The following is a 12,140-nucleotide window of genomic DNA, read 5'->3' as shown; positions in this document are numbered from 1 at the left end:
TGAAGCCATGACCTACGTCAGAGAGCAATCATCTACCGAGCTCGCTGTGCACATGCGCAGCTTGCAGAAGATGCCAGGCTGGCATGACCCACTTGCAGACCGCTTGTGGCAGGAGGTTGAAGCGCTCAAGGCCGAAGTCGCCGGCCTACGCACCGGCTACGAAGCCTACGAGCGGGTGAATGCTGAGCTGAAGGCTGAGGTGGGGGCGCTGCGCCAGATCATCAGCGATAGCGCGACCTCCTGCGGTGCTGCTGTTTCGGTCGAATGCACCCTGGACTTCATGAAGCACCTGCCGGTCGAGATATTTTCGGTCATCTCAAAGCTGCGCAATGCCTTGGCCGAGTGCGCCGACTCCCTGCACGGCGAAATGCTCCAGAAGTTCGGCGGACAACTGCCGGACGACATGCACCCTGTGACCCGCCGGGAGTACGACCGCGATATGGCGGAGGTGGCCGGGTGTCGCGTCGCCCTGGGCCAGGGAGAGCAGTCATGACCGACCTCATGCTTCGCAACGAATCCGACCGAACTCGCCTGATCGGCTACCTGACTGCGCTCGATCTGTCCAAGCCCCGCAAGCTGACTATCGTCGAAATCCGCAGCAAGCGCAGCGATGCCCAGAACAAGCTGCTGTGGATGTGGAACGGTCTCATCCAGTCGCACCTGCGCGATTCATTCGGCCAGCTCGCCAGCTCAGAAGAGTGGCACGAGATCCTCGTGTCTAAGCTGTGGCCTGCCGAGGTTCATCCGGTCCAATTGCCCGACGGCACCCAATACCGCGTGGGTCGCGCCAAGACTCGCAAGTTCACCATCGCCGAGATGACCGAGTATCTGGAGCGCCTGGACGCGTACTGCGCCGAACACCTGCAGCTCTTGCTCCCTCATCCCGACGACCTGATGTATGCCATCTACGGCGAAAGGAGGGCCGCATGAGTCATAACTTCAAGCCGGGCGACCTGGCGCTTACCTTACGCGATCGCATGGGATGGCCACCGATGACGCAGGTAGAGCTTGATGTGTTCCATGCCGCTGGATCGGTCCTAGTCGAGGCAGAAACGGGTAGCCGTTTTCGCATTCGAGAATGTGCATGGCAGTGCCGCCTCACCGATGGCTCTGGTGAGGATAATCGGCTTTATCGTCCATCGGAATTGATGCCCCTGCGCGGAGACTTCGCTCCAGAGCAGCAGAAAGCCAAGGAGGCTGTATGAAGCGCACCCCACTACAGCGCAAAACCCCGCTCAATTCAGGCGGCGCTCGGCGTAAGCGCTGCCCAGCCTGTCGGGTGATGTTCGTGCCCGTCCGTGCCTCCCAAGCTGTATGCGGTGAGATCGAGTGCGCCATTGCTCACGGGCAGTCGGAGAAAGGCCGGGCGATCGCCGGGAAGGCCTTGGCAGAAGTAGGGCGCCGGGACATCAAGGTGCGCAAAGAGGCGCTCAAGACCCGGGCGGATCATGCCAAAGAGGCCCAAACGGTCATGAACCGCTACGTTCGGTTGCGTGATGCTCATCTGGGCTGCATCAGCTGCAACAAACCGGCGACCTGGGGCGGCCAATGGCATTGCTCTCACTTCCGCAGCGTTGGGGCGGCACCTCACATCAGATACAACCTCTGGAACATGAATCGCGCCTGCTCCGTTTGCAATAACCACTTGAGCGGAAACATTGCCGGCTATAGGCCGAAGCTCATCGAAAAAATAGGTCAGAACAAGGTCGATTGGCTTGAAAGCAACCATTCGGTAGCTCGGCACGACATTCCATACCTGAAACGTATCAAGGCAGTTTTTACAAAAAAGTGCCTGCGCCTGGAGGCTCGAATCCAATGCAATGCTGCGTAGAAGAATGCGGTCGCTCGGTTATGTACAGAGGCCTGCAGCTCTGTCAGATGCACTACCACCGCAAGCGCCGCAATGGTGATTTCTCTTTGGTCCTTGAAAAGAAGCGGAAGAAGCTGGGTTATTCCAGGGTTTACCGGGTGACCATGCCTGGAAAGGGTTACCAGCGATTGTACGAGCCAGATCACCCGCTGAGAGATAGCCAGGGTTATGTGGCTGAGCATCGGGCCGTCATGTTCGCAAAATACGGAGACACGCTACCTGACTGCGAGCTGTGCGGAATCGATCTGTATTGGAAGACCTGCCACATCGATCACAAGGATCGCGATGTAAAGAACAACAGGGAGGACAACCTTAGGCCTCTTTGTGCGCGTTGCAATACATGGCGAGACTACCCAGAGCAATGCGAGCTTTCCAAAAACCACAAAATCACTATCGATGGGGTTTCTAAAACGCCACAGGAATGGAGTCGCGAGCCGGAGGTAAAAGTCTCTGGTAACACGATAATCCTTCGGAAGAAATCCGGCATGAGCGACTTCGATGCTGTGTTCGCGCCAAAAATCACACATAACGGCCGCAAGCCGTTGCCACCTCCTCGCAAAACCAATCACAAGCACGAGCGTAGCAATGCCGTAGCCATAACCATCGAGGGCGTGACCATGTCTGCTGCCGAGTGGTCCAGGACGGATGGGGCGGTGGTTACTGAAAATACCATCATCAGCAGGGTTCGATCTGGATGGGACCCTATTGAGGCGCTTATCACTCCAGGACGGCAAAGGCCGATTGCAGACGAAGCCATCAAGGCCAAGTACCGGGCAAAGACCAGAGAGCTGAAGAAGGGGGAGGCAGCATGAAGATCAACTCAGCGCGCCAGGCGTGGCATGACTGCAAATACAACCCGGCCCCGGGCCAGACCTCTGATGTTGTGCAATTGGGCGTGGTGGTGCAGAACACCGAGCGTGGCCCTACGGCGAATCACGCAGTCCACGGCGCCCTGGCTGGGCATATCCAGTCGGCAATCGCTCGGCTACACCCGCAGATCCGAGTCTTCGGCGACTTCATGTACGCCGCCGAGCAGAGTGACGATATCCGCGAGGCAGCCGAGGAAGTGGTATTCCTGGTGGTGCAGAGCAAGTCACCGCGCATGACGGCAGCCAAGCGGGAGAAGCTGGAGTATGTGGTGAAGGGCGTCATGCGTCGGTACCAGTACATGCACCAGGGTGGCCAGTCGGCCAACGAAGACCCGTTCGCCAATCCCGAGAAGTTCAGGGAGTGGATGTGGCAGTTCTACGGTGTGCGCCTGGAGTCATGCAACTGGGAGCGGGATTGGGGCGGAATGCTGCAACTGATCTTCGATTGCTGCGAGGATCTGGACCGGCGGGCACTCAGCCCGGTGGCGGCGGTAATTTACGAAATGCGCGAGGCCGCATGAGGGCCTATTGCGTTCCCGTGCGGCTGGTGGCATATTAGCGCCATCATGATAATTTTGCCTTCGGCAACTTGATCACCGATCCAAGAAAACCCGGCCACTGCGCCGGGTTTTTTATTGCCTTGAATTCAACCTTCTGGAGGTGTACGTGAAGCTGAAAGCCAAAGGCAATCTGCTGGAGCGCGCCAGAACGGCATGGGAGGCGGTCGCACGCCAAGTTGGCGAGACCGACTTCTCGCGCCATCCACGCACCGGCGAGTATTTGCATCCCGGTGTCGCCATGGGTTGGCGGATCCACAAAAAGAATCTGTAGTTTCACCTGTAGCCAGGACAGCCCTCGGGAAGGCCTAGACGTCGATAAGCCGGTAGTGCAGCGCTACGGAAAAACACCGGCAGCCCGCGCGCCATGACCTAACACGCTTTCAGGGTGGCGCGAGACAGGAACGGCGAGATCGATGCACTTGGGTGTCGACGCCGTGATGGTCTTTGGCTGGCAGCGTGGGAAGACACGCGCACCTATTCAGGGCCTCGACATTGATCGGGGCCTTCTTGTTTTCGGCCCCGCCACACCCTTCGCTCTGAGCTGGGAGTGCCGCCGGGGCTGATCTATTCCGCAGGTCATGGCCTGTCATATCCATAACTCCCTGACGGGGAGGAACCGAGATGTCCAACATGCCAGACAAACCAGACACATGGGCGATAGCGCTTGCGTGGTTGAGCCAGCATTCGCCAATCCTCTATGCGGCTGCGCTGTCCTGCATCATGGCTGTCCTGCGCATCACCTATGGTGGCGGCACGCGGCGCCAGATGCTGGTCGAGGGTGCTATCTGCGGCGGCCTGACGCTGACGATCATCAGCGGCCTGGACTTCTTCGGTCTGCCCCAGAGCATGGCCACCTTCGCAGGCGGCTGGGTTGGCTTCCTGGGCGTGGAGAAGATCCGGTCAATTGCTGACCGGGTGACTGACTTCAAGTTGCCAGGTCGCAAGGTCGATTAATCCGCGCCACGATTTGGCGCATTAGAAAACGTGGCGCGGAGATAGAGCATGGAAAAGGTTTATGAAGTTTCGGTTGATGGCGGGCACCGAATTGAGTCGGTCAATGGCGCGCGCGCATATGTCGATTGCGGCGTGCTGCATATCGAGGATGCCAGTGGTCAGAATGTTGCCATCTTCGCCGAGTTCGATTACCTGATCGCCAAGCCAGCAGAGCAAGAGTAAAGACATGACCGACAAGCAGCCCACCGACTGGGAGCGCATCGAGCAGCTCTACAGGGCTGGCGTGCTGTCAGTGCGAGAGATCGCAACAACCTGCACCGTGTCCCATGTCTCCATCCACAAGCGCGCCAAGCGTGACGGATGGACGCGAGACCTCGCAGGGAAGATCAAAGCAAAGGCTGATGCACTGGTTAACAGCCAGGTGGTTAACACCGAGGTTAACAAGGAGCGGGTGTTAACCGAGAAAGGCATCGTTGATGCAAACGCTCAGGTTATTGCCGATGTCCGGATTGCGCATCGGACTGACATTGGAAGGTCTCGCCGGCTCACCAACAAACTGCTGGATGAGCTGGAAGCGCTGACTGATGAGCAGGGCACGATCAAGGAACTGATTGCTCAACTGAAGGATGGCGATCACGACGACGGCGATGCAATGGCCGATGTCCTGAAGCTGGCCAGCAAGATGAGCGGGCTCCCGAATCGCACCAAGACTATGAAGGAATTGGCCGACACCCTGAAGACGCTCGTCATGCTTGAGCGCCAGGCATTCAATCTTGATGAGGCGGAAGGCGACAGGGCTCCAGGCAGCAATACAGGCCAGGCGCCGGTCGACTCATCGCTCATCGCCGCGCTGGTAGACAAACTGGTTGACTGATGGCTATCAAACCGATCGAGTGGGACGCGCTGAGCCACGCTGAGCGCTCCGCCTTGGTCGCGGCGGGCGAGCATAGCCCCCTGGCCTTCACGAGCCTGTGGTTTAACATCACCCAGGGCGACAGCTTCAGAACGAACTGGCACCACCACTACTTCGACTACGCCGCCCGCAAGATGCTTGCAGGTGACGCGCAGAACATCGTCGTGAACATACCGCCAGGCGGCACCAAGACCGAATTCTGGTCCGTCCACCTGCCGGTCTACACGATGGTCAAGCACCGCCGGGTGCGAATCCTCAACACCAGCTATTCCAAGAGCCTGGTCGACGAGAACAGCGAGCGCAGCCGCGCCCTGGTCAAGTCTGCTGAGTTTCGCGAGTTCTACCCCTTCGATATTGAGAAGGACAAGGTAGACGACTGGACGCTCGCCAAGGATGGGAAGCGCGTACACCAACTGTTCAGCCGCTCCAGTGGCGGACAGATCACCGGTGTCCGTGGCGGCTACATGGGCGACGAGTACAGCGGCCACATCCAGGCGGATGACTGGGACAAGATCGACGATCTGTTCAGCGAGGCAAAGCGCCGCAAATCGCACACGCGCCTGGTGAACACCTTGCGCAGCCGGAAGGCGCACAGCGGCACACCGTTCGTAGCGATCCAGCAGCGCGGCCACATCGACGACTCGACCGCGTTCCTGTTGTCGGGCGGCATGGGCCTGAAGATCGACCTGCACATCAAGATCCCGGCCCTGGTCAATCAGGACTACATCGACTCACTGCCTGACGGCATCCGCGAGCGCTGCATCAAGAGCGTGTGCGGGTCTGAGCAGGTAGACGGCTACTGGTCGTACTGGCCGGCCAAGGAAAGCGTTCATGACCTGATCGCGCTCCGCACGGCTCACCCGTACACCTTCAGCAGCCAGTACATGCAAGACCCCGACACGCTGGACGGCGGGATATTCTCGGCTGATGACTTCCAGTACTACGGCGACGTGGATGCTGGGGCGGACTTGCCGCTGCCGGAGAAGTTCGACTACCGCTTCATCACTGCGGATACCGCCCAGAAGACCAACACCTGGAATGACTGGACTGTGTTCGCGGAGTGGGGCGTCGCCGAGGGCCGCATCTACCGCGTTGGCATGAAGCGCGGGCGGATGGACGCAAAGACGCTACGCCGTGAGTTCGAGGCGTTCGTCAAAGGCGCCTGGGCCAAGAACGGGAAGGCCAACGGCATCCTGCGTCGGGTCTACGTCGAGGACAAATCAAGCGGTACCGGCCTGATCCAGGAGATGGAGAAGCGCCTGCCGCTCAAGGTTACGCCAGTTCCTCGGGACCGCGACAAGCTGACCCGCGCCCTGGACGTTCAAGGCTTCCACGCTGCCAAGCTGGTCTGCCTGCCGTACGACGACAGCCAAAACTACGAGTTCGTGTGTGAGGTCGCATCCTTCACCGCCGACGACAGCCACAAGTACGACGACCAGACAGACGTGATGATCGACGCCTTGTCCGAGGTTTACATCAAAGGCAAGCGATCGATCCGCGACCTCCTATAACCAAATTGGTGACCCCATGAGTAAGAAGGGCCAAGCGCCAGCAACCAAAAAGCTGGGCAAGGCCCTCACTCGGGCCTTGGTTGAATATAAGGCCGGCACGAAACAGACCGCCGATGGATTGGTGAACGTAGTGTCCGGCCTGGGAACCGAAAAGGCCAAGCGGTCGCACAACCAGTTCGAATACGGCTTCCTGAACAACTTCCAGCAACTCGACGCGGCCTACCAAACCAGTTGGCTTGCCCGGGCGATCGTGGACTACCCGGCCGAGGACATGACCCGCGAGTGGCGCACCCTCAAGTGCGACGACGCAGATGTGATCCGGGCCGAAGAAGACCGTTTGAACCTGCCTGCCATGGTGAGCGAGGCGACAAGCTGGGCGCGCCTGTACGGTGGCGCCGGCATCCTAATGCTGACCAATCAGGACCTGACCAAGCCGCTCAGGCCGGAGAAGATCAAGAAGGGCGACCTTTACCGCCTGCTGGTGATCGATCGTTTCGACATGACGGCGATGAACATGAACCAGTCGAACATCCTGGCCGCGAACTACCTGCAGCCGGAGTTCTACACCATCTCCGCCGGCGCCCAGCAGATCCACTGGACGCACTTCGCCCGGTTTGCTGGCGCCAAGCTGCCACGGCGCCAGCGCGCACAGACGCAGGGCTGGGGTGACTCAGAGCTGCGCAAGTGCCTCGACGACGTCATGGACATCGTAGCCAGCAAGGACGGCATTGCCGAGCTGATGCAGGAAGCGAACGTCGACATCATCCAGCGCAACGGGCTCTCCGATGAGCTGGCGAGCGATCAGGACGACGCCATCACGGCGCGTTACGCCCTGTTCAGCATGATGAAGTCCTCAATCAATCTGGCGCTGCTGGACGGTGAAGAGACCTACGACCGCAAGACCCTGGACCTGTCCGGGGTTGCGCCGGTGCTCGACACGCTCATGACATGGATCAGCGGCGCGGCGGACATCCCGCTCACCCGGCTGTTCGGCACATCCGCCAAAGGCCTCAACGCCACCGGCGAAGGGGACATGGACAACTACTTCAACTCGCTGTCCTCGAAGCGCCTGACTCAGATTGACCCAGGCCTTCGTCAGCTTGATGAGGTGATGGTGCGGTCAGCGACCGGCCGCTGGCTCGAAGACTTCAACTACGTCTGGAACCCATTCCAGCAGCCTGACGCGGTGCAGATCGCTACGGCGAACAAGGCCAAGGCCGAGACCGACATCCTGTACAAGGACGCCGGCATCGTCTTGCCAAGCCAGATCATGCGACGCCTGCAGGCCGAAGAGCTCTACCAGTTCAACGACGAGAAGATCGCCGCGCTGGAAGAGGATGAGGACCTGACCATGTTCAATGACCCGGTGGATGACGACGACAAGGTTGAATGACCATGAGCATGATCGGCATCCAGTACAACGCCAAGCTGCAGCGGCTGGTCAAGCAGATCAAAGCGGACATCGCCAAGGAGGTGATGCCGCTGGTTCGCCAGTTGGCGCCGGAGTACACGCAGGACGCGGTTACCACGACTGACGCCTGGTCTGACCTAATCAGCAACGCAATGTCGTTCCTGTTCAGCAAGTGGCAAAACGAAAGGGTCAGCGCTGGCGCGAGCAGGATAGCCGGCGAGTTCGTCCAGTCATCGCTGAAGAAGTCCGAGCGCGACCTGAAGAAGTCGGCCGGCATCGACGTGTACAGCGGCAACAGCGTCATGCAGGACTACCTGAAGGCCTCGGCCCAACAGAACGCCCAGCTGATCAAGTCAATCCCCGCCAAGTATCTGGAAGAGGTGCAGACGCTGGTGATGGCGAACATGCGCTCCGGTATGCGGCCTGGCTACATCGAGAAGGCGTTGCAGGAGCAGTTCGGGGTGACCCAGCGCCGCGCCAAGATGATCGCCCGCGACCAGACATCGAAGATTCAGGGCGAGCTGGCCGAGAAGCAGCAGAAGGGTGCCGGCTTCGAGTACTTCAGATGGCGTGACTCGGACGACCAGCGTGTTCGGCACCGCCATCACGAGATCGCCAACAAGGTCACCGCCTACGGCAAAGGGGTTTACCGCTGGGACAACCTTCCGCTGAGCGACAAGGGTGTCCCGATCAAGCCTGGGTCTGACTATTCCTGCCGATGCATCGCGGAGCCAGTGAGCGCCCGCGAGGTCAAGGCCAACCAAGACGCAGGCAAGACAGCGCCGGGCGTTCTTCGCTAATTCATCCATCCCGCGAGGCCGCAACATGAAATGCACGGTTTTCGACCGGGCCGGGTATCGCATTACCCAGCGAGAGTACACCGACGAGGGGTTCCTCAAGGTTCCGGGCCGGGTTGCCCGCACGGGGATTCAGGAATACCTGGCCCGCGAGCTTGGTCTCGATGGCGACCCGATGCGGGTTGTCCGCGTGTACCGGCCTGAAGATGAGGTGTTCAGCGACGCCTCGCTCGGCACCTACGACGCTTCGGACGTTACGAACAACCACCCGCATTCCTTGGTCACCGCTGCCACCTACAAGGGTGTCGCCGTCGGCGTAGTGCGCGGCCCTGGGCGCCGTGATGGCGACTTCGTGATCTGCGACCTGATCGTCAAAGACCAGAAGACCATCGACGAGATCATTGGCGGAAAGTGCGAACTGTCCGCCGGATACACCGCTGTCTACGACGAAACCCCAGGGGTGACCGAGGACGGCCAGACATACGACTACATCCAGCGCGATATCAAGATAAATCACGTCGCGATCGTAGAAAGAGCAAGGGCGGGCGCCAATGCTCGCGTTTTTGACCACACCCCGGAGAGCAACATGACCCATAAAGTCACGCTGGACTCAGGTAGCTCGGTCGAAGTGTCAGACGCGGCAACCGCTGTCGCGATCACTGACGCTTTCGAGCGCCTGAACAAGAAGGCAAACGATGCACAGGTACTGGCTGACAAGGCCCAGGCAACCGCTGACAAGGCAGCCGAAGATCTGGCCGAGGCCCGCAAGGCTTCGAGCGACGAGGCGATCAATGCTCGCGTCGTCCTGATCGGCAGCACCCAGGCCTTGGCCCGCAAGATCGCCGGCGACTCGTTCACCTGCGACAGCCTCGATGTGATCGAGATAAAGCGCGCCGCGCTGGCCGTCAAGCGTCCGAAAATGGCGTGGGGCGACAAGTCTGCCGGTTATGTCGAGTGCGCCTTCGACGCCGAGGCTGAGAAAGAGCCTGACGAAGACGACATGGACGAAGAAGGCAAGAAGAAGCCCAAGGCCGCTACTGGTGACACTGCCGCGCTCTTCGCCCAGTTCATGCAGTTGGCTAAGGACGGCGCAGCCACCACGGCGACCGCCGACGCCGCGCCGACCCCATACCAGCAGCACAAGCAGAAGCTGTCGGGCGCCCACAAACAACCCCAGAAAGGAGCCTGACCATGGCTGTTCAAGGTGGTAACGCACTCAATCACGGCGTCGCTTACGCAGGTATGGTCGCCGACGGCGAACTGTCCAACGCCGTCTCCAAAGTCAACAAGGGCACCGTGAACATCGCGTTCGGCCTGGGCGTTGTTACCGATGGTGACGACGGCGCCAAGCTGCCTGTGGCCGGCTCCACTGCGGCCCAGTTCATCGGCATCGTTAAGCGCGAACTGAACCGTGCCTACACCGCTACCGATGTGGTCGGCGCAGTCGCCAAGCGCGATATGTCGGTCGAGACCGTAGCGCCTGTGTGGGTGACCGCCCGCGTCGCAGTCGCCAAGGATGACCCGGTGTATCTGGTCATCGGCGACGGCACCGGCACCAACCAGGGCCAGTTCTCGAACGTGGTCGGCGCTGCTGCAACCCTGGCCGTTCTGATCCCGAACGCCAAATGGGTCAGCTCCGCCGGCGCCGGCGCGCTGGCTAAAATTTCTCTGAAGATCGGGGGCTAATCGACATGACCCAGCTTAAAAAAATCGTCGTAGCCATCGATGCCGCTATTGCGCACCAGATTGGCCGCGATGCTTATCAAGTGACCTTCAACGACGGTCTGCCGACCCTCGACGACGGCTTGGCGTTTTACATCAGCCAGTTGGCGAACCTGGAAGCTCGTATCTACGAGGCCAAGTACGCAGCCATCAACTACGACGAGCTGATCCCGGTCGATACCTCGCTCCCTGAGTGGGTGGATAGCTGGGACTACATCAGCTACGACGGCGTGACACTGGGCAAGTTCATCGGCGCCAGCGCTGACGACCTGCCGGATGTAACCCTGTCTGCCAACAAGTCGTCCGTACCGATCGGTTACGCGGGCAACAAGTACAGCTACAGCCTGGATGAGCTGCGCAAGTCGCAGCAGTTGCGCATTCCGCTGGACACCACCAAAGCGCGATTGGCCTTCCGTGGCGCCCAGGAGCACACCCAGCGTGTGGCTTACTTCGGTGACGCCGCTCGCAACATGACCGGCCTGTTCAACAACCCCAACTTGGCGCTGTCGAACTCCACCCTCGACTGGTACAACGCGGCCACCACCGGTGACCAGATCGTCGCCGACCTGAATAAGATCCTGGTTGATGTCTACATCAACTCGGCCACTGTTCACGTCCCGGACACGATCATCCTGGATGCCGCCCGCTTCGCGTTCATCTCGAACAAGCGTATGGGCACCATCACCGACAAGACGATCCTCGAGTATTTCCGCACCAACAACCAGTTCACCGCGCTGACCGGTCGCCCGATCAACATCTTCAGCCGCTTGCAACTGTCTGCTGCCCAGCTGGCCGCCGCCGGCGTGTCCAACGGCAACAAGGACCGCATCGTCGCTTATGAGCTGAACGACGAGAACCTGGGCATGCAGGTGCCGATCCCGTGGCGCTCCCTGGCCCCGCAGTTCCATAACCTGACGGTTAGTATTCCGTGTGAATACAAGTGCTCTGGCGTTGAATTCCGCTATGTATTTGCAGGGGCTTATCGCGATCAATTTTGATTGATTGGTTATATGAAAAAGGCCCGAACGGGCCTTTTTTATTGAATCCTTGCTGATTTTCGCTGATTGTCTTCAGCCCACAACGGCTGCAAGTTTGAAAGCGCATTGATCACTGCTGGGCTGCTTACTCCGCGCCTGATCAATACGCTTAGTGGGATCACATGGTCGATATGCCATTCGCCATGATTGGCCCATGACATGCCTTCTAAAAAGAGGGATTCCATGTGTCCGGCGAAATCGGCCGGTGAATACCCAAGGGCCTCCCAATTCTAACCCAAAGAGGATTCGACATGTTCCTGAAGAACGAAGCAGCACGACTGATCACCATCAACCACTTGGTCGGCGAAAAAGAGACCAGCTACCCGATCCTGCCGGGCGAAAACCCACCCGTCGAAGTACCGGATGAGGCCGCCAAGATCGATTTCGTCAAGGCGCTGTTGAAAAACGGTGACCTGCGCCGTGTTGGCGCCGATGATCTGGAAGACGGCGAAGCAGAGCAAGCGCCTGCAAAGAGCAAGAAGTAACACCCGGGCGC

General features: G+C 59.5%; 17 protein-coding genes. All 17 read left to right on the top strand.

Annotated elements, in window-relative coordinates; translation table 11 throughout:
• Positions 1–7 precede the first annotated feature (7 nt).
• Positions 8–493 carry a hypothetical protein gene (locus AB7933_RS26465; protein ID WP_305452223.1) on the top strand — a complete coding sequence of 162 codons (486 nt, stop codon included), beginning with the start codon at positions 8–10 and terminating at the stop codon, positions 491–493.
• Positions 490–930, top strand: coding sequence for a recombination protein NinB (locus AB7933_RS26460; RefSeq protein WP_271673568.1), 441 nt, complete (start codon positions 490–492; stop codon positions 928–930). The genes AB7933_RS26465 and AB7933_RS26460 overlap by 4 nt, the downstream gene beginning before the upstream one ends.
• Positions 927–1,205 (top strand): hypothetical protein, encoded by a 279-nt coding sequence (locus AB7933_RS26455; protein ID WP_305452222.1) that lies wholly within the window; start codon positions 927–929, stop codon positions 1,203–1,205. The genes AB7933_RS26460 and AB7933_RS26455 overlap by 4 nt, the downstream gene beginning before the upstream one ends.
• Positions 1,202–1,831 (top strand): recombination protein NinG, encoded by a 630-nt coding sequence (locus AB7933_RS26450; RefSeq protein WP_305452221.1) that lies wholly within the window; start codon positions 1,202–1,204, stop codon positions 1,829–1,831. Before AB7933_RS26455 ends, AB7933_RS26450 begins: the two co-directional genes overlap by 4 nt.
• 47 nt (positions 1,832–1,878) lie before the next feature.
• A complete protein-coding gene (locus AB7933_RS26445) occupies positions 1,879–2,682 on the top strand; it encodes an HNH endonuclease signature motif containing protein (RefSeq protein ID WP_305452220.1) in 804 nt (267 codons plus the stop codon).
• Positions 2,679–3,260 (top strand): hypothetical protein, encoded by a 582-nt coding sequence (locus AB7933_RS26440; protein ID WP_134939186.1) that lies wholly within the window; start codon positions 2,679–2,681, stop codon positions 3,258–3,260. The genes AB7933_RS26445 and AB7933_RS26440 overlap by 4 nt, the downstream gene beginning before the upstream one ends.
• Before the next feature lie 145 nt (positions 3,261–3,405).
• Complete coding sequence (locus AB7933_RS26435; RefSeq protein ID WP_155401141.1) at positions 3,406–3,570, top strand: hypothetical protein; 165 nt, start codon at positions 3,406–3,408, stop codon at positions 3,568–3,570.
• Positions 3,571–3,920: 350 nt separating this feature from the next.
• Positions 3,921–4,253, top strand: a complete 333-nt coding sequence (locus AB7933_RS26430) for a phage holin, lambda family (RefSeq protein WP_102642893.1) — start codon at positions 3,921–3,923, stop codon at positions 4,251–4,253.
• 48 nt (positions 4,254–4,301) lie between these two features.
• Positions 4,302–4,475, top strand: coding sequence for a hypothetical protein (locus AB7933_RS26425; protein WP_158244159.1), 174 nt, complete (start codon positions 4,302–4,304; stop codon positions 4,473–4,475).
• A gap of 4 nt (positions 4,476–4,479) precedes the next feature.
• Positions 4,480–5,127, top strand: coding sequence for a hypothetical protein (locus AB7933_RS26420; protein WP_176464924.1), 648 nt, complete (start codon positions 4,480–4,482; stop codon positions 5,125–5,127).
• Positions 5,127–6,677 (top strand): phage terminase large subunit, encoded by a 1,551-nt coding sequence (terL, locus tag AB7933_RS26415; RefSeq protein ID WP_102642892.1) that lies wholly within the window; start codon positions 5,127–5,129, stop codon positions 6,675–6,677. Before AB7933_RS26420 ends, terL begins: the two co-directional genes overlap by 1 nt.
• A 16-nt stretch (positions 6,678–6,693) precedes the next feature.
• Complete coding sequence (locus AB7933_RS26410; protein ID WP_375156289.1) at positions 6,694–8,070, top strand: DUF1073 domain-containing protein; 1,377 nt, start codon at positions 6,694–6,696, stop codon at positions 8,068–8,070.
• A 2-nt stretch (positions 8,071–8,072) separates the two neighbouring features.
• Positions 8,073–8,888 (top strand): phage minor head protein, encoded by an 816-nt coding sequence (locus AB7933_RS26405; RefSeq protein WP_375156288.1) that lies wholly within the window; start codon positions 8,073–8,075, stop codon positions 8,886–8,888.
• Positions 8,889–8,913: 25 nt separating this feature from the next.
• Positions 8,914–10,074, top strand: coding sequence for a DUF2213 domain-containing protein (locus tag AB7933_RS26400; RefSeq protein WP_102642889.1), 1,161 nt, complete (start codon positions 8,914–8,916; stop codon positions 10,072–10,074).
• 2 nt (positions 10,075–10,076) lie between these two features.
• Positions 10,077–10,571, top strand: a complete 495-nt coding sequence (locus tag AB7933_RS26395) for a structural cement protein Gp24 (RefSeq protein ID WP_102642888.1) — start codon at positions 10,077–10,079, stop codon at positions 10,569–10,571.
• A gap of 5 nt (positions 10,572–10,576) precedes the next feature.
• On the top strand, positions 10,577–11,605 hold the full coding sequence (locus tag AB7933_RS26390; protein WP_102642887.1) for a DUF2184 domain-containing protein: 1,029 nt from the start codon (positions 10,577–10,579) through the stop codon (positions 11,603–11,605).
• 290 nt (positions 11,606–11,895) lie between these two features.
• The gene (locus AB7933_RS26385) at positions 11,896–12,129 is read left to right on the top strand and encodes a hypothetical protein (RefSeq protein ID WP_256581040.1); all 234 of its coding nucleotides are present in this window, start codon (positions 11,896–11,898) and stop codon (positions 12,127–12,129) included.
• Positions 12,130–12,140: the final 11 nt, after the last annotated feature.

Source organism: Pseudomonas gorinensis, from assembly GCF_042015035.1.
GTDB lineage: Bacteria > Pseudomonadota > Gammaproteobacteria > Pseudomonadales > Pseudomonadaceae > Aquipseudomonas > Aquipseudomonas gorinensis.
This window is presented reverse-complemented; position numbering and strand designations above follow the sequence as displayed.